16 protein-coding genes are annotated in these 16,571 nt (G+C 70.6%); 10 read left to right on the forward strand and 6 right to left on the reverse strand.

From position 1 onward, the window contains the following. Positions 1–5 precede the first annotated feature (5 nt). Positions 6–1,124 carry a transaldolase gene (tal, locus tag ACFYOP_RS09635; protein WP_356891800.1) on the reverse strand — a complete coding sequence of 373 codons (1,119 nt, stop codon included), beginning with the start codon at positions 1,122–1,124 and terminating at the stop codon, positions 6–8. Positions 1,125–1,159: 35 nt separating this feature from the next. Further along, positions 1,160–3,247, reverse strand: coding sequence for a transketolase (tkt, locus tag ACFYOP_RS09640; protein WP_356891798.1), 2,088 nt, complete (start codon positions 3,245–3,247; stop codon positions 1,160–1,162). A 338-nt stretch (positions 3,248–3,585) separates the two neighbouring features. Here tkt and ACFYOP_RS09645 point away from each other — a divergent pair, with 338 nt between their 5' ends. Together ACFYOP_RS09645 and ACFYOP_RS09650 are read left to right on the forward strand one after the other, a co-directional pair. Further along, positions 3,586–4,539: a heme o synthase gene (locus ACFYOP_RS09645; RefSeq protein WP_388451196.1), complete on the forward strand. Its 954-nt coding sequence runs from the start codon at positions 3,586–3,588 to the stop codon at positions 4,537–4,539. An 84-nt stretch (positions 4,540–4,623) separates the two neighbouring features. Continuing rightward, positions 4,624–4,980 (forward strand): hypothetical protein, encoded by a 357-nt coding sequence (locus ACFYOP_RS09650; RefSeq protein ID WP_356891794.1) that lies wholly within the window; start codon positions 4,624–4,626, stop codon positions 4,978–4,980. Between the two features lie 829 nt (positions 4,981–5,809). Here ACFYOP_RS09650 and ACFYOP_RS09655 read toward each other — a convergent pair. Genes ACFYOP_RS09655 through ACFYOP_RS09670 form a run of 4 tightly spaced genes read right to left on the reverse strand, consistent with a single transcriptional unit; the run spans position 5,810 to position 9,682 of the window. Further along, positions 5,810–6,772, reverse strand: coding sequence for a heme A synthase (locus ACFYOP_RS09655; RefSeq protein ID WP_388451223.1), 963 nt, complete (start codon positions 6,770–6,772; stop codon positions 5,810–5,812). A gap of 25 nt (positions 6,773–6,797) precedes the next feature. Next, complete coding sequence (locus tag ACFYOP_RS09660; RefSeq protein WP_356891790.1) at positions 6,798–7,922, reverse strand: hypothetical protein; 1,125 nt, start codon at positions 7,920–7,922, stop codon at positions 6,798–6,800. A 51-nt stretch (positions 7,923–7,973) separates the two neighbouring features. Next, positions 7,974–8,759 (reverse strand): ABC transporter permease, encoded by a 786-nt coding sequence (locus ACFYOP_RS09665; RefSeq protein WP_356891788.1) that lies wholly within the window; start codon positions 8,757–8,759, stop codon positions 7,974–7,976. Next, positions 8,756–9,682: an ABC transporter ATP-binding protein gene (locus ACFYOP_RS09670; RefSeq protein ID WP_356891786.1), complete on the reverse strand. Its 927-nt coding sequence runs from the start codon at positions 9,680–9,682 to the stop codon at positions 8,756–8,758. Before ACFYOP_RS09670 ends, ACFYOP_RS09665 begins: the two co-directional genes overlap by 4 nt. 218 nt (positions 9,683–9,900) lie before the next feature. Between ACFYOP_RS09670 and ACFYOP_RS09675 the strand changes: the two genes are divergently transcribed. The 8 genes from ACFYOP_RS09675 to ACFYOP_RS09710 all read left to right on the forward strand — a co-directional run bounded on the left by ACFYOP_RS09675 (position 9,901) and on the right by ACFYOP_RS09710 (position 16,507). Next, positions 9,901–10,680 carry a metalloregulator ArsR/SmtB family transcription factor gene (locus ACFYOP_RS09675; protein WP_356891784.1) on the forward strand — a complete coding sequence of 260 codons (780 nt, stop codon included), beginning with the start codon at positions 9,901–9,903 and terminating at the stop codon, positions 10,678–10,680. Next, the gene (gene sufB, locus ACFYOP_RS09680) at positions 10,677–12,098 is read left to right on the forward strand and encodes a Fe-S cluster assembly protein SufB (protein WP_356891782.1); all 1,422 of its coding nucleotides are present in this window, start codon (positions 10,677–10,679) and stop codon (positions 12,096–12,098) included. Before ACFYOP_RS09675 ends, sufB begins: the two co-directional genes overlap by 4 nt. A gap of 62 nt (positions 12,099–12,160) precedes the next feature. Beyond that, positions 12,161–13,357: a Fe-S cluster assembly protein SufD gene (gene sufD / locus ACFYOP_RS09685; protein WP_356891780.1), complete on the forward strand. Its 1,197-nt coding sequence runs from the start codon at positions 12,161–12,163 to the stop codon at positions 13,355–13,357. After that, on the forward strand, positions 13,357–13,674 hold the full coding sequence (locus ACFYOP_RS09690; protein WP_356891778.1) for a non-heme iron oxygenase ferredoxin subunit: 318 nt from the start codon (positions 13,357–13,359) through the stop codon (positions 13,672–13,674). Before sufD ends, ACFYOP_RS09690 begins: the two co-directional genes overlap by 1 nt. A 7-nt stretch (positions 13,675–13,681) precedes the next feature. Continuing rightward, positions 13,682–14,446 carry a Fe-S cluster assembly ATPase SufC gene (gene sufC / locus ACFYOP_RS09695; protein WP_356891776.1) on the forward strand — a complete coding sequence of 255 codons (765 nt, stop codon included), beginning with the start codon at positions 13,682–13,684 and terminating at the stop codon, positions 14,444–14,446. Next, complete coding sequence (locus ACFYOP_RS09700) at positions 14,443–15,699, forward strand: cysteine desulfurase (RefSeq protein ID WP_356891774.1); 1,257 nt, start codon at positions 14,443–14,445, stop codon at positions 15,697–15,699. Before sufC ends, ACFYOP_RS09700 begins: the two co-directional genes overlap by 4 nt. A gap of 8 nt (positions 15,700–15,707) precedes the next feature. Further along, positions 15,708–16,172: a Fe-S cluster assembly sulfur transfer protein SufU gene (gene sufU / locus ACFYOP_RS09705; RefSeq protein WP_356891772.1), complete on the forward strand. Its 465-nt coding sequence runs from the start codon at positions 15,708–15,710 to the stop codon at positions 16,170–16,172. Continuing rightward, positions 16,169–16,507, forward strand: coding sequence for a metal-sulfur cluster assembly factor (locus ACFYOP_RS09710; protein WP_356891770.1), 339 nt, complete (start codon positions 16,169–16,171; stop codon positions 16,505–16,507). Before sufU ends, ACFYOP_RS09710 begins: the two co-directional genes overlap by 4 nt. Positions 16,508–16,571 lie beyond the last annotated feature (64 nt).

Genomic DNA, 16,571 nt, shown 5'->3' on the forward strand with positions numbered 1-16,571 from the left:
GTCGCTCAGCCCTCCGACGGTGCGAGGCGCTGGAGCTCGGCCTCGGTCGACTTGAGCAGGTCGTTCCAGGACGCCTCGAACTTCTCCACGCCCTCGTCCTCCAGCAGCTGGACGACCTCGTCGTAGGAGATACCGAGCTTCGCGACGGCCTCGAGGTCGGCGCGGGCCTGGTCGTAGGTGCCGCGGACGGTGTCACCGGTGATCTGGCCGTGGTCGCCGGTGGCCTCGAGCGTGGCCTCCGGCATGGTGTTCACCGTGCCCGTGGCGACCAGCTCGTCGACGTACAGGGTGTCCTTGTACGCCTTGTCCTTGACGCCGGTCGAGGCCCACAGCGGACGCTGCTTGTTGGCCTGGGCCCGGTCGAGCTCGGCCCAGCGGTCGCTGCTGAACACCTCTTCGAAGGCCTCGTAGGCGAGGCGCGCGTTGGCCAGCGCGGCCTTGCCGCGGGCCTCCTTGGCCTCGGAGGTGCCGAGGGCGTCGAGACGCTTGTCGATCTCGGTGTCCACGCGGGACACGAAGAACGAGGCCACCGAGCGGATCTTGGACAGGTCCAGGCCCGCGGCCTTGGCCTTCTCCAGACCGGCCAGGTAGGCGTCCATGACCTCGCGGTAGCGCTCCAGCGAGAAGATCAGCGTCACATTGACGCTGATGCCGAGGCCGATGACCTCGGTGATCGCCGGCAGACCCGCCCTGGTGGCCGGGATCTTGATGAAGGTGTTCGGCCGGTCCACCAGCCAGGCCAGCTGCTTGGCCTCCGCGATGGTCGCCTTCGTGCTGTGCGCCAGGCGCGGGTCGACCTCGATCGACACCCGGCCGTCCTGGCCGCCCGTCGAGTCGAAGACCGGACGGAGCACGTCCGCGGCGTCACGCACGTCCGCGGTGGTGATCATGCGGATGGCTTCCTCGACGGTCACCTTGCGTGCCGCGAGGTCCTCCAGCTGCTGGTCGTAGCCGTGGCCCTGCGAGATCGCCTTCTGGAAGATCGACGGGTTGGTCGTGACACCCACGACGTGCTGCTGGTCGATCAGCTCGGCGAGATTGCCGGAGGTGATCCGTGTACGCGAAAGGTCGTCCAGCCAGATCGCGACGCCTTCGTCGGAGAGGCGCTTGAGTGCGTCTGTCATGAGAAATGCATCTCCTACTAGTTCGTGTACCGGCGTCAGCGCGCGGCGGCTGCGATCGATTCCCGCGCGGCGGCGGCGACCGCCTCGGCGGTGAAGCCGAACTCGCGGAAGAGGACCTTGCCGTCCGCCGAAGCGCCGAAGTGCTCCAGCGAGACGATGCGCCCGGCGTCACCCACGTACCGGTGCCAGGTCAGGCCGATGCCGGCCTCGACCGCGACACGCGCCTTGAGCGACGGGGGAAGCACCGAGTCCCGGTACCCCTGGTCCTGCTCCTCGAACCACTCCACGGACGGCATCGAGACGACCCGGGTCGGCACACCCGCCGCCTGGAGCTGCTCGCGGGCCGCGACGGCCAGCTGGACCTCGGAGCCCGTGCCGATCAGCACGACCTGGGCGTCGCCGCCCTCCTCCTCGAAGAGGACGTATCCGCCCTTGGCCGCGTCCTCGTTGCACTCGTACGTCGGCACGCCCTGGCGGGTCAGCGCGAGGCCGTGCGGGGCGCCCTTGCCGAACTCCTTGGTGTACCGCTTGAGGACCTCGCGCCAGGCGATCGCGGTCTCGTTGGCGTCGGCCGGGCGCACGATGTTCAGGCCCGGGATGGCGCGCAGCGAGGCCAGGTGCTCGACCGGCTGGTGGGTCGGGCCGTCCTCGCCGAGGCCGATCGAGTCGTGCGTCCACACGTAGGTGACCGGCAGGTGCATCAGCGCGGACAGTCGCACGGCGTTGCGCATGTAGTCGGAGAACACCAGGAAGGTGCCGCCGTAGACGCGGGTGTTGCCGTGCAGCGCGATGCCGTTCATGACCGCGGCCATGGCGTGCTCGCGGATGCCGAAGTGGATCGTGCGGCCGTACGGGTCGGCCTCCGGCAGCGGGTTGCCCGCGGGGAGGAACGACGACGTCTTGTCGATGGTCGTGTTGTTCGAGCCGGCCAGGTCGGCGGAGCCGCCCCACAGCTCGGGCACGACCGCGCCCAGGGCCTGCAGCACCTTGCCCGAGGCGGCGCGGGTCGCGACGCCCTTGCCGGCCTCGAACTCCGGCAGCGCGTCCTCCCAGCCCTCGGGCAGCTCGCCGGAGCGGATCCGGTCGAACTCGGCGGCGCGCGCCGGGTTGGCCGTACGCCACGCGGCGAACGTCTTCTCCCACTCGCCACGGGCCTCACGGCCCCGGTCGAGCGCGCCGCGGGTGTGCCCCAGGACCTCGTCGGAGACCTCGAAGTGCTTCTCCGGGTCGAAGCCCATGACCCGCTTGGTGGCCGCGACCTCCTCGTCGCCGAGCGCCGAGCCGTGCGCGGCCTCGGTGTTCTGCGCGTGCGGGGCGGGCCAGGCGATGATCGAGCGGGCCGCGATGAAGGACGGACGCTCGGTCTCGGCCTGCGCCGCCTTCAGCGCGTTGAACAGACCGACCGGGTCGAGGTCGCCGTTCTCCAGCTGCTCGACGCGCTGGACGTGCCAGCCGTACGCCTCGTAGCGCTTCAGGGTGTCCTCGGAGACGGCCGTCTCGGTGTCGCCCTCGATGGAGATGTGGTTGTCGTCCCACAGCAGGACCAGGTTGCCGAGCTTCTGGTGGCCGGCCAGCGAGGACGCCTCGGCCGAGATGCCCTCCTGGAGGCAGCCGTCACCGGCGATGCACCAGACGGTGTGGTCGAACGGCGACGTGCCGGCCTCGGCGTCCGGGTCGAACAGGCCGCGCTCGTAGCGGGCGGCCATCGCCATGCCCACGGCGTTGGCGACACCCTGGCCCAGCGGTCCGGTCGTCGTCTCGACGCCCGTCGTGTGGCCGTACTCCGGGTGACCCGGGGTCTTCGAACCCCAGGTGCGGAACGCCTTCAGATCATCGAGCTCCAGGCCGTAGCCGGCCAGGTAGAGCTGGATGTAGAGCGTGAGCGACGAGTGACCCGCGGACAGGACGAACCTGTCACGGCCCGTCCAGTCGGCGTCGGCGGGATCGTGCCGCATCAGCTTCTGGAAGAGCACATACGCGGCGGGGGCCAGGCTCATGGCCGTACCCGGATGGCCGTTGCCGACCTTCTGTACGGAATCCATGGCAAGGACGCGGACGGTGTCGACTGCCCGCTGGTCCAACGCGGTCCACTCGAGGTCTGTGGTGGTCGGCTTGGTGCTCACCCTGAGTCAGGGCTCCTCTCCACATGTCGAATCCCGGTGACGAGGGGTGTACCGGGCGCTGTCGAGCCTACCCTCGCAGCAATACGTCTCTTTCTGCCGCGTGTCTTTCCTGTTGGACAATGTCAGGGTGCGGGGAGCGGGTGTTCGCCGCCTGTCGGGCATGTATACGGGCGGTGCCCCGAGGCCGCTCAACACGAGCCGACCCCCGCGAAGATCGGTGTCCGGGCAGCGTCTAGAGTGGCGTGGTACGCGCGAGTCCGTCACGGGTCTTGACTCCCCCACACCCCATCGGGCATGGGAGGGGCCCCGGGAGGCTTGCTGGGATTTCTCTGTCAGGGGTGTGCGTGACGGCCGTCGAGTCCCGACCCGCAGGGGTCGTCTTGGCCACCGGTCCGGGGGGCCATCGGCCGTTCGGGGCCCGCGTCAAGGCATTCGTGGCGCTGACCAAGCCGCGGATCATCGAACTGCTGCTGATCACCACGGTGCCGGTGATGTTCCTCGCCGAGCAGGGCGTTCCGGACCTGTGGCTGGTGCTCGCCACCTGCCTCGGCGGATACCTCTCCGCGGGCGGCGCGAACGCGCTCAACATGTACATCGACCGCGACATCGACGCCCTGATGGACCGCACCTCACAGCGCCCGCTCGTCACCGGCATGGTGTCGCCGCGCGAGGGCCTGGTCTTCGGCCTGACCCTCGCCGTGGTCTCCACCCTCTGGTTCGGCCTGCTCGTCAACTGGCTCTCCGCCGCGCTGTCGCTCGGCGCGCTGCTGTTCTACGTCGTCGTCTACACGATGATCCTCAAGCGCCGCACCGCGCAGAACATCGTCTGGGGCGGCATCGCCGGCTGCATGCCGGTGCTGATCGGCTGGTCCTCGGTCACGAACTCGGTGTCGTGGGCCGCCGTCATCCTCTTCCTCGTCATCTTCTTCTGGACGCCGCCGCACTACTGGCCGCTGTCGATGAAGGTGAAGGACGACTACGAGCGGGTCGGCGTGCCGATGCTGCCGGTCGTCGCGGGCAACAGGGTCGTCGCCCGGCAGATCGTCGTCTACAGCTGGGTCATGGTCGCCGTCTCGCTGCTGCTGACCCCGCTCGGCTACACCGGGTGGTTCTACACCTCGGTGGCGCTGGTCGCCGGCGGCTGGTGGCTGTGGGAGGCGCACGGGCTGCAGAGCCGGGCCAAGGCGGGCGAGACGGGCGGCAAGCTCAAGGAGATGCGACTGTTCCACTGGTCCATCACCTATGTGTCGCTGCTCTTCGTGGCCGTCGCGGTGGACCCGTTCCTGCGCTGAGCCGCGCTGAGCGTGCCCCGGGGTGGCCGAGGCCACGTCTCCCGGCCGTCGCCGAACGATCTACCCGCGAGTAGCATGCGGTTCATGGCTGAAACCACGGTTGATGAGACGGCTTCCGCGCCGGCGTCCGACGCCCGCGCCCGGCGCAGGGCCGCGAGGCTCGCCAAGCAGATCCAGGCGTTCTCCAAGGCGCACGGCGGCGCCGAGGGCCAGCTCGCCCACCTCGGCCGGATGGGCACCCGCATCGTGCTCGTCGGCGAGGACGGCGAGTGGGGCGACCTGGTGGCACCGGACCACGCCGTCGCCGTCAGCGCCGCCGAGAAGTCGGGGATCACGCTGCACGAGACCTTCGACGGCGACTTCGCCGCGAAGGTGCGCACCGGGCCGTACGAGTGGTCCCGGATGGCCGGCATCCAGCTCGGCGGCCCGTCCAACACCTGAGCCCCATCCGGACCGGGCCGCCGCCGGGCGGTACTGGGGCCGCGCCCCGGGCCCGCCAACGCGCTCCAACGTGCTGTCTCGGGGCGCTGCCCGATTCGTGCCCGCTGTACGGGGGCGGCCGTGATGGGCGGGCGGCTTGCCGGCTTCGCCCGGGCCGGTTTCCCGTTCTGCGGGTGTCCCGGCTTCCGCCCGGGGCCCGGTTTCCCCTTCTGCAAGCGCGCCGATCCGACGTTCCCTCCGGGCGGCATCCGGGGTCCCGCACCGCCCTCGCGGCGATGTTGCACCGGGTGGCCGGGTCCAGGCATCGCCCGGGCCCGGTACCGCGCTCCGCTCGGTGGCCTCAACCTCCGCGTACGGCCTGGCGGCCGTGGGAGACACCCCCGGGCCGGGCTGGAAATGCCGCGGCACACAGTCCCCGCAGCACGCCGGTCCGGTCCGCCCACGCCGGCCCGAATCACCCGCTGCGCGGCACGCCCCCGCTCCCTGGCGCAGCCCTCCCACGCCAGTCTGGTTGCCGCTGCGGGGCCGGCCCGTCCGCTCTGCCTTCGCAGGGCGGGCTGCCCATTCGCGTCGCGACATCAGCCTCGCGGACGGGGACAAACTCCAGCCTCGCTGGGGGTGACTCCCGCGCCAGGGGAGTGTGCGGCGGCCCGGCGCACTGCCGCTGACGGCACCACCCACGGCCCTCGGGCCGTAGGGGATGTTTGAGGCGCGGGGTTCGGGGGCCGGTGCCCCGACGCGACCGGCACGTCGCAGCAGCCCCGCTGGGGGACCTTCCACGGCCGTCGGGCCGCCGGGCGGCGGCCCGACGTGAGCGTGAGGCGCCGGGTCAGGCCGAGGTCAGGGACGGGGACTTCGTCGCGGGGGCCGGGGACGACGCGCGTTCGCGCAGGCTCAGGGCCAGCCGCACGACCGCGATCCACATCAGCGACGAGCCCAGCATGTGCGCCGCCACCAGCAGTTCCGGTACGCCGGTGAAGTACTGCACGTACCCGAGCAGCCCCTGCAGCAGCACCACCAGCAGCAGGTCGCGGGCGCGCGCCCGGGTGTCGTCCGGGGCGTCCACCGCGCGGAGCACGAGCCACATGGCGACGGCCAGCGCGCACACCACCCACGCGGCGATCGCGTGGACGTGCGCCGCCGCCGCCCAGTCCCACGGCATGCGCGGGACGTCGCTGCTGTCGCCCGCGTGCTTCCCGGAGCCGGTCACCGTCGTGCCGAGGGTGATCAGCACCGCGGAGACCGCGACGATCGCCCACGCCAGCTTGCGCACCGGTCGCGGGACGCGCGGCCGGGGCGGCTGGTCGCCCTCACCGGTGCGTACCCAGGCCACCGTCGCGACCGTGAGCAGCGCGTTGGCGAGCAGGAAGTGCCCGGCCACCGTCCACGGGTTGAGACCCGCCCACACCGTGATGCCGCCGAGGACGGCGTTGCCCATGACGATCCAGAACTGCGCCCAGGTCAGCCGGCCCAGGCCGCGCCGCCGCGGCTTCACGGCGCGCACTGCGATGATCGCCCAGCCGACGGCCGCCGACAGGACGTACGTCAGCATCCGGTTGCCGAACTCGATCGCACCGTGGATGCCCTGCTCGGGCGTGGCGAAGAGGCTGTCGTCCGTGCACTTGGGCCAGGTGTCGCAGCCGAGGCCGGAGCCGGTCAGCCGTACGGCACCGCCGGTGACGATGATGACGACGGTCATCAGGACGGCGGAAAGCGCGGCGCGCCGCAGGATTTTGGGCGACGGAGTCCAGCGCTGGGCGATATGGGCGAGGGGGGTCTGCACGGCCACTATCGTAAGCGGGGGCTTGTGCACGGTTTCACGAGGGGTCGGCGGCCGGCTCCTCGAACGCCTGGGACGTCATCCGGACGCGCGACCCGTCCAGGTGTTCCTCCTCGTCCCACCACAGCGCGAAACGCCACGGCGCCGGCGGCACGTCCGGCGAGGTACGGAAGGCGTCGATCAGGTCGGCGGCCACCTCCTCCGCCGTGCAGTCGGTGACCGCGTCCATGCCGCGCCACGGGTGCGCCAGCGGCGCCCACGAGCCGTCGGCCGTGCGCAGGTCGAAGCGCCACACCGCCCGCCAGGACCGGGCGCGCAGCATCCGGCCCACCTCCGCCCGGCCGAGGCCGAGTCCCTCGGCGATGGTCCGCGGGTCCACGCCTTCGATCCGTGCCGCCACGACGGCGATCGGTACGAGCCGTTCCGGCAGCAGCCCGCGCTTGTGCAGCTGGGTGAGGCCGCCCTCGAACGGGCAGCGCCGCAGTCTGCGCTCCAGCTGGTCGCGGAGGTGACCGAGGACGGCGGCGTGGGCGCGCTCGGCGGGGTCCGGCGCCTGCCAGACGGCGTGGAAGCCGCGCTCCGCGCGGACGGCCCACTCCGCCGCGTCGACCGGCCTGCCGAGTTCCTCCAGCCGGTCGCCGAGGAACACGTAAGCCTGGGCGAGGCCCTCGCGGTTGCGCGGGTCCGACCGGTCGAGCCGCTCCCAGACGGCGATCGCCCGGTGGGTGGCCTCCACGGCGGCCAGTCCCGCGAGCCGGTCCTCCGCGCAGGGCTGCTCGCCGGGCGGATGGAACGGGTAGCGGGGCAGGCCCAGTTCGTCGCTGAGCGGCTCGGCGAGGTAGACGGCCTGGCTGAGCAGGGCCCTGGCGTACCAGCGGGCGTGCTCGGCGTCGTGCTCCGCGGGCCCGGCGCCGTGGCGGACGGCCTGGTCGACGGCGAGGAGCGCGTCGCCGCGGCTGCCGGTGTCGAAGTGGTGCCGGGCGAGGTCCCCGTAGCGCAGGCTCAGCCGTGCGGCGAGGGAGAGGTCACCCGCGGCGTGCGGGGCGAGGGCGGAGATCAGGTCGGTCAGCATCCGCTCGCGTTCGGCGGGGGAGGCCGAGGGCCGGCCGGCTCTGACCTTCCCCCACTCCGCGTCCAGTCGCAGTGCGGCAGCGCGCTTCATCCAGGCCCCTCCCACCGTGCGGGTCTCGGCAGGGTCATCCTGGCGCGCGGTTCACTCCCAGCGGAAGGTCCGGGCGGCCGCGCCCAGTCCGAGCACCGCCCAGAGGGCGAGGATGCCCAGATTGCCCCACGGCATGCCGCCGCCGTGCTGGAGCACGTCCCGCAGCCCGTCGGAGAGCGCCGAGATGGGCAGCAGTCCCAGCGCGGAGGCGACGCCGTCGGGGAACCTGTCCAGCGGCACGATCACCCCGCCGCCGACGAGGAGCAGCAGGAAGACGAGGTTGGCGGCGGCCAGTGTCGCCTCCGCCCTGAGCGTGCCGGCCATCAGCAGGCCGAGCCCGGAGAAGGCCGCGGTGCCGAGGACGAGCAGCAGCACGACGGAGAGCGGGCTGCCGTGCGGCGACCAGCCGAGCGCGAACGCGATCACGGTCAGCAGGACGATCTGGAGGATCTCGGTCACCAGGACGGAGAGCGTCTTGGCGGCCATCAGGGCCCAGCGGGGAATCGGCGAGGCCCCGAGCCGCTTGAGGACGCCGTAGCGCCGCTCGAAGCCGGTCGCGATGGCCTGGCCGGTGAAGGCCGTGGACATGACGGCAAGCGCGAGGACGCCGGGGGCGAGGAAGTCGACCGCCTCGCCCGCTCCCTCACTCGTCTCGGTCGGCACGGCGACGACGTCGACGGTGGAGAACAGCACCAGCAGCAGCGACGGGATGATCACCGTGAGCAGCAGCTGTTCGCCGTTGCGCAGCAGCATCTTCGTCTCGAAGGCGGCCTGTGCGGCGATCATGCGGGTCAGCGGCGCGGCGCCGGGCTTCGGCGTGTACGTACCGGCGCTCATGCGCGCAGCTCCTTGCCGGTCAGTTCGAGGAAGACGTCTTCGAGTGTGTGCCGCTCGACCGAGATGCCGTGCGGCAGGACGCCGTGCTGGGCGCACCAGGAGGTGACGGTCGCCAGCAGCTGGGGATCGACCTCGCCGGTGATCCGGTACGCGCCCGGCGTCAGCTCGGCGGCCGCCGATCCGTCGGGGAGGGCCTTGAGCAGGGAGCCGAGGTCGAGGCCGGGGCGTCCGGTGAAGCGCAGGGTGTTCTCCGCGCCGCCGCGGCACAGCTCCTCGGTGCTGCCCCGGGCGATGACCCGGCCGCCGTCGACGATGGCGACGTCGTCGGAGAGCTCCTCGGCCTCGTCCATGAAGTGCGTGGTCAGCACGGTCGTGACGCCGTCGGCGCGCAGCTCCCGCACGAGGTCCCAGGTGGCGCGGCGGGCCTGCGGGTCGAGGCCGGCCGTCGGCTCGTCGAGGAAGACCAGCTCGGGGCGGCCGACGACGGCCATGGCCAGTGCCAGCCGCTGCTGCTGGCCGCCGGAGAGGCGGCGGTAGGCCGTACGGCCGCAGCCGCCGAGGCCGAGGCGCTCGATCAGGGCGTCCACGTCCAGCGGCTCGGCGTGCAGCTTGGCCATGTGGCGGAGCATCTCGTCGGCCCTGGCGCCGGAGTAGACGCCGCCCGACTGGAGCATCACGCCGATCCGGGGCCGCAGGCGGGCGGCGTCGGCGACGGGGTCGAGTCCGAGGACCCGTACGGTGCCGGCGTCGGCGCGGCGGTAGCCCTCGCAGGTCTCGATCGTGGTGGTCTTGCCGGCGCCGTTGGGCCCCAGGACGGCGGTCACGGAACCGGTGGCGACATCGAGGTCGAGGCCGTCCACGGCGGCCTTGGGTCCGTACCGCTTGACCAGGCCCCGGATCCGGACGGCAGGCTCGCTCAACATGCCGGGAAGTCTAGGCGGGCTCCGGGGGCGCACGGCCCGCGGGTTCCCCGGGCGGCCGGCGCCGGCGAAAGCGCGCCGGTGCGTGCCTGACCGGGGCTGTCTCGCCCCGGGTGATCATTTCCGCAGGTCAGCTTAGGTTTGCCTAAGTGATGCACGGCACCGCGCGGTGATCCGGACGCCGCTTGTCAGTCTCCGAGGAATTACGCAACAATGGCGTTGTGAAAAACGTTGGCGAGGCTCCTCAGGAGGAACTCGCGACCGGTGAGCGCTCCACGCGCAACCGTGTCGCGCGGTCCATCCTGGACCACGGTCCGTCCACCGTGGCCGACCTCGCGGGCCGCCTGGGACTCACGCAGGCAGCGGTCCGCCGCCACCTCGACTCCCTGGTCGCCGAGAACGTCGTGGAACCGCGCGAGCAGCGCGTCTACGGCGCCCGCACCCGCGGCCGCCCCGCCAAGGTGTTCGCGCTGACCGACTGCGGCCGGGACGCCTTCGACCAGTCGTACGACACCCTGGCCGTCGACGCCCTGCGCTGGATCGAGCAGCACGCCGGGGGCGAGGCGGGAGTCGCCGCGTTCGCCCGGGACCGGTTCGAGGCGCAGGCGGAGGCGTACCGCGCCGCCGTCGAGGCCGCGGCGCCGGAGGCCCGCACCGAAGCTCTGGCCAAGGCGCTCAGCGCCGACGGGTACGCTGCTACGGCTCGCAGCGCGCCGGTCGGCGAACAGCTCTGCCAGCACCACTGCCCGGTCGCCCACGCGGCCGAGAAGTACCCGCAGCTCTGCGAGGCCGAGACCGAGTTCTTCTCGAAGCTCCTCGGGACGCACGTCCAGCGGCTCGCCACCATCGCCCACGGCGACGGCGTCTGCACGACGTTCATCCCGCGCGCGTCCCAGGGCGGCACCTCGCCGCCGGGCAGCGCGCCGCAGGACAGCACCACACAGACCACCAGCACCACACAGACAGCATCTGCCAGCACGGCCGGGAGGAACCCCGCATGACTCTCCCCACGGAGACTGCCCACCCCGAACTCGAGGGCCTGGGTAAGTACGAATTCGGCTGGGCCGACTCCGACGCGGCCGGCGCAGCCGCGAAGCGCGGTCTCAACGAGGACGTCGTCCGCGACATCTCCTCGAAGAAGAACGAGCCGGAGTGGATGCTGAAGTTGCGGCTGAAGGGTCTGCGCCTCTTCGGCAAGAAGCCCATGCCGAGCTGGGGCTCCGACCTCTCCGGCATCGACTTCGACAACATCAAGTACTTCGTGCGCTCCACCGAGGCGCAGGCCGCCTCGTGGGAGGACCTGCCCGAGGACATCAAGAACACCTACGACAAGCTCGGCATCCCGGAGGCGGAGAAGCAGCGCCTGGTCGCCGGTGTCGCCGCGCAGTACGAGTCGGAGGTCGTCTACCACCAGATCCGCGAGGACCTGGAGGAGCAGGGCGTCATCTTCCTCGACACCGACACCGCGCTGAAGGAGCACCCGGAGCTCTTCCAGGAGTACTTCGGCACCGTCATCCCGGTCGGCGACAACAAGTTCGCGTCGCTGAACACCGCCGTGTGGTCCGGCGGGTCGTTCATCTACGTCCCCAAGGGCGTCCACGTGGACATCCCGCTCCAGGCCTACTTCCGTATCAACACGGAGAACATGGGCCAGTTCGAGCGGACGCTGATCATCGTCGACGAGGACGCCTACGTCCACTACGTCGAGGGCTGCACCGCCCCGATCTACTCCTCGGACTCGCTGCACAGCGCCGTGGTGGAGATCATCGTCAAGAAGGGCGGCCGCTGCCGCTACACGACCATCCAGAACTGGTCGAACAACGTCTACAACCTGGTCACCAAGCGCGCCGTGGCGTACGAGGGCGCGACCATGGAGTGGGTCGACGGCAACATCGGCTCCAAGGTGACCATGAAGTACCCGGCTGTCTACCTGATGGGCGAGCACGCCAAGGGCGAGACCCTGTCCATCGCCTTCGCGGGCGAGGGCCAGCACCAGGACGCCGGCGCCAAGATGGTCCACATGGCCCCGAACACCTCGTCCAACATCGTCTCCAAGTCGGTGGCGCGAGGCGGCGGCCGTACCTCCTACCGTGGTCTGATCGAGATCGGCGAGGGCGCGTCGGGTGCGAAGTCCAACGTGCTCTGCGACGCTCTGCTGGTCGACACGATCTCGCGGTCGGACACCTACCCGTACGTCGACGTCCGCGAGGACGACGTCTCCATGGGACACGAGGCGACCGTCTCCAAGGTCTCGGAGGACCAGCTCTTCTACCTGATGAGCCGCGGTCTGACCGAGTTCGAGGCGATGGCCATGATCGTGCGCGGCTTCGTCGAGCCGATCGCCAAGGAACTCCCCATGGAGTACGCGCTGGAGCTCAACCGGCTGATCGAGCTGCAGATGGAGGGCTCGGTGGGCTGACGCCCTCCGGGACCGCAAGCAGCGACTGACTTCTGACGTAGGAAGAGAGCAAGACGACAGCCATGGCTGAGGCTCAGAACATCCCGGTGGGCTCCACCACCGCCGGCTCGATCGCGGTGGCCGCCGAGTCGACCGTCGCCACCCGCATGAGTGCGCCCCCGTCGTTCGACGTGGCGGACTTCCCGGTCCCGCACGGCCGCGAGGAGGAGTGGCGCTTCACTCCGCTGGAGCGCCTCGCCGGCCTGCACGACGGCACCGCCGTCGCCACCGGCAACGCCCTCAAGGTCGCGATCGACGCTCCCGACGGCGTCACGGTCGAGACGGTCGGCCGCGACGACGCGCGCGTCGGCCGGGCCGGCACCCCGGTGGACCGGGTCGCCGCCCAGGCGTACTCCGCCTTCGAGCAGGCCACCGTGGTGAGCGTGCCGAAGGAGACCGTGCTCACCGAGCCGATCCGCATCGCGGTGCACGGCGAGGGCGGCACCGCCTTCGGCCACCAGGTGATCGAGCTCGGCGCCTTCGCGGAGGCGCTCGTGGTCATCGACCACACCGGCGACGCCGTGCTGGCCGCAGGCGTCGACTACATCCTCGGCGACGGCGCCAAGCTGACCGTCGTCTCCGTCCAGGACTGGGACGACAAGGCGGTGCACGTCGCCCAGCACAACGCGCTGGTCGGCCGGGACGCCTCCTTCAAGTCGGTCGTGGTCACCTTCGGCGGCGACCTCGTACGGCTCCACCCGCGGGTCGCCTACGCCGGCCCCGGCGGTGAGGCCGAGCTGCTGGGCCTGTACTTCACCGACAAGGGCCAGCACCAGGAGCACCGCCTCCTCGTCGACCACAACACCCCGCACTGCAAGTCCAACGCCGTGTACAAGGGCGCCCTGCAGGGCGACGGCGCCCATGCGGTGTGGATCGGCGACGTGCTCATCCGCGCCGTGGCGGAGGGCACCGACACCTACGAGATGAACCGCAACCTGGTCCTCACGGACGGCGCGCGCGTCGACTCGGTGCCGAACCTCGAGATCGAGACCGGCGAGATCGCCGGCGCCGGTCACGCGTCCGCCACCGGCCGCTTCGACGACGAGCAGCTGTTCTACCTGATGGCCCGCGGCATCCCGGAGTCCGAGGCCCGCCGCCTGGTCGTCCGCGGCTTCTTCGCCGAGCTCGTCCAGCAGATCGGTCTGCCGGACGTCGAGGAGCGCCTGCTCGCCAAGATCGACGCAGAGCTGGAGGCGTCGGTCATGGAGGCGTCAGCCTGATGGCCTTCGTCAAAGCCTGTGCGCTGAGCGAGCTGGAGGAGGACACCCCCAAGCGGGTGGAACTCGACGGCACGCCGGTGTCCGTCGTGCGGACAGAGGGCGAGGTGTTCGCCATTCACGACATCTGCTCGCACGCGAACGTCTCGCTGTCCGAGGGCGAGGTGGAGGACTGCCAGATCGAGTGCTGGCTCCACGGCAGCGCCTTCGACCTCCGCACCGGCAAGCCGTCCGGCCTTCCCGCGACGCGCCCCGTCCCCGTATACCCCGTCCAGATCGAAGGGGACGATGTGCTCGTCTCCGTCACCCAGGAGTCCTGAGTCACCCATGGCAACGCTTGAAATCCGCGACCTGCACGTTTCCGTCGAGGCCGACAACGCCACGAAGGAGATCCTCAAGGGCGTCGACCTGACCGTGAAGCAGGGCGAGACCCACGCCATCATGGGCCCCAACGGCTCCGGCAAGTCGACCCTCGCCTACTCGCTGGCCGGCCACCCCAAGTACACGATCACCAGCGGCACCGTCACCCTGGACGGCGAGGACGTCCTGGAGATGAGCGTCGACGAGCGCGCCCGCGCCGGCCTCTTCCTCGCCATGCAGTACCCGGTCGAGATCCCCGGCGTCTCGGTCTCCAACTTCCTGCGGACCTCCGCCACCGCCATCCGCGGCGAGGCCCCCAAGCTGCGTACCTGGGTGAAGGAGGTCAAGGGGGCCATGGAGCGCCTCAACATGGACCCGGCCTTCGCCGAGCGCAACGTCAACGAGGGCTTCTCCGGCGGTGAGAAGAAGCGCCACGAGATCCTCCAGCTCGAGCTGCTCCGGCCGAAGATCGCGGTCCTCGACGAGACCGACTCCGGCCTGGACGTCGACGCGCTGCGGATCGTCTCCGAGGGCGTCAACCGCGTCCGCGAGAGCGGCGAGGTCGGCACGCTGCTGATCACGCACTACACGCGCATCCTCCGCTACATCAAGCCGGATCACGTGCACGTCTTCTCGAACGGCCGGATCGTCGAGTCGGGCGGCCCCGAGCTCGCCGACAAGCTGGAGAACGAGGGCTACGAGGCGTACACCAAGGGAGGCGTCACCGCGTGATCACACTGCCGGGCCTCCTGGACACAGAGGCGATCCGTAAGGACTTCCCGATCCTCGATCGGGTGCTCCACGACGGCAAGAAGCTCGTCTACCTCGACAACGCGGCGACCTCCCAGACGCCGCGCCAGGTGATCGACGTACTCAGCGAGTACTACGAGCAGCACAACGCCAACGTCCACCGCGGCGTGCACGTGCTCGCCGAGGAGGCCACGGCGCTGTACGAGGGCGCCCGGGACAAGGTCGCGGCGTTCATCAACGCGCCGAGCCGCAACGAGGTGATCTTCACCAAGAACGCCTCGGAGTCGCTCAACCTGGTCGCCAACATGCTCGGCTGGGCCGACGAGCCCTACCGGGTGGACAGCGACACCGAGGTCGTCATCACGGAGATGGAGCACCACTCCAACATCGTTCCGTGGCAGCTGCTGGCGCAGCGCACCGGCGCGAAGCTGAAGTGGTTCGGCCTCACCGACGACGGCAGGCTCGACCTGTCGAACATCGACGAGATCATCAACGAGAAGACGAAGATCGTCTCGTTCACGCTGGTCTCCAACATCATGGGCACCATCAACCCGGTCGAGGCGATCGTCCGGCGTGCCCAGGACGTCGGCGCGCTGGTGCTGATCGACGCCTCGCAGGCCGCGCCGCACATGGTGCTGGACGTGCAGGCGCTGCAGGCCGACTTCGTGGCCTTCACCGGCCACAAGATGTGCGGTCCGACCGGCATCGGCGTGCTGTGGGGCCGGCAGGAGCTCCTCGAGGACCTGCCGCCGTTCCTCGGCGGCGGCGAGATGATCGAGACCGTGTCGATGCACTCGTCGACCTACGCTCCCGCGCCGCACAAGTTCGAGGCCGGTACGCCCCCGATCGCGCAGGCCGTGGGCCTCGGCGCGGCCGTGGACTACCTCTCCTCGATCGGCATGGACAAGATCGCCCAGCACGAGCACGCGCTCACCGAGTACGCGGTGAAGCGGCTGCTGGAGGTCCCGGACCTGCGGATCATCGGCCCGACGACGGCCGAGGACCGCGGCGCGGCGATCTCCTTCACGCTCGGCGACATCCACCCCCACGACGTGGGCCAGGTCCTCGACGAGCAGGGCATCGCGGTCCGCGTGGGTCACCACTGCGCGCGCCCCGTCTGCCTGCGGTACGGAATTCCTGCGACCACGCGAGCGTCGTTCTATCTGTACTCCACGCCGGCAGAGGTCGATGCTCTGGTCGACGGCCTGGAGCACGTCCGGAACTTCTTCGGCTAGGGGACGATGTGAAGCTGGATTCGATGTACCAGGACGTCATCCTGGATCACTACAAGCACCCGCACGGTCGGGGCTTGCGGGACGGCGACGCCGAGGTGCACCACGTCAACCCGACGTGCGGCGACGAGATCACGCTCCGGGTGAAGTACGACGGTTCGCGCATCGAGGACGTGTCCTACGAGGGCCAGGGCTGTTCCATCAGCCAGGCCAGCGCCTCCGTGCTGAACGACCTGCTGGTCGGCAAGGAGCTCGCCGAGGCGCAGAAGATCCAGAGCACGTTCCTGGAGCTGATGCAGTCCAAGGGCCAGCTCGAGCCGGACGACGCGATGGAGGAGGTGCTGGAGGACGCGGTCGCGTTCGCCGGTGTCTCGAAGTACCCCGCCCGTGTGAAGTGCGCGCTGCTCAGCTGGATGGCGTGGAAGGACGCGACGGCCCAGGCGATGGGCGACGTCACGGAGAGGAAGACCGCATGAGCGAGAACGAGACCGTTGCCACGAAGCCGGCGTCCGAGGAGGAGGTCCGCGAGGCGCTGTACGACGTCGTGGACCCCGAGCTGGGCATCGACGTGGTCAACCTCGGCCTCATCTACGGCATCCACATCGACGACTCCAACGTCGCGACGCTGGACATGACGCTGACGTCCGCGGCCTGCCCGCTGACCGACGTGATCGAGGACCAGGCGAAGTCCGCGACGGACGGCATCGTCAACGAGTTGAAGATCAACTGGGTCTGGATGCCGCCGTGGGGTCCGGACAAGATCACGGACGACGGCCGCGAGCAGCTGCGCGCGCTGGGCTTCAACGTCTGAGCCCGGCCCGCCGAGTCCGGCGCGTCGCCGGAGACGCGTGAAACGGCCATGTCCGCCAGGCACA

It is taken from the genome of Streptomyces sp. NPDC006294, from assembly GCF_042870895.1.
Classification (GTDB): Bacteria; Actinomycetota; Actinomycetes; order Streptomycetales; family Streptomycetaceae; genus Streptomyces.

Bases quoted from the DNA above. Each gene is read 5' to 3' on its own strand.
- tal (WP_356891800.1), bottom strand. From the start codon at position 1,124: ATGACAGACGCACTCAAGCGCCTCTCCGACGAAGGCGTCGCGATCTGG.
- ACFYOP_RS09650 (WP_356891794.1), top strand. From the start codon at position 4,624: ATGGCTGAAACCACGGTTGATGAGACGGCTTCCGCGCCGGCGTCCGAC.
- ACFYOP_RS09660 (WP_356891790.1), bottom strand. From the start codon at position 7,922: ATGAAGCGCGCTGCCGCACTGCGACTGGACGCGGAGTGGGGGAAGGTC.
- ACFYOP_RS09665 (WP_356891788.1), bottom strand. From the start codon at position 8,759: ATGAGCGCCGGTACGTACACGCCGAAGCCCGGCGCCGCGCCGCTGACC.
- ACFYOP_RS09670 (WP_356891786.1), bottom strand. From the start codon at position 9,682: ATGTTGAGCGAGCCTGCCGTCCGGATCCGGGGCCTGGTCAAGCGGTAC.
- sufB (WP_356891782.1), top strand. From the start codon at position 10,677: ATGACTCTCCCCACGGAGACTGCCCACCCCGAACTCGAGGGCCTGGGT.
- sufD (WP_356891780.1), top strand. From the start codon at position 12,161: ATGGCTGAGGCTCAGAACATCCCGGTGGGCTCCACCACCGCCGGCTCG.
- ACFYOP_RS09690 (WP_356891778.1), top strand. From the start codon at position 13,357: ATGGCCTTCGTCAAAGCCTGTGCGCTGAGCGAGCTGGAGGAGGACACC.
- sufC (WP_356891776.1), top strand. From the start codon at position 13,682: ATGGCAACGCTTGAAATCCGCGACCTGCACGTTTCCGTCGAGGCCGAC.
- ACFYOP_RS09710 (WP_356891770.1), top strand. From the start codon at position 16,169: ATGAGCGAGAACGAGACCGTTGCCACGAAGCCGGCGTCCGAGGAGGAG.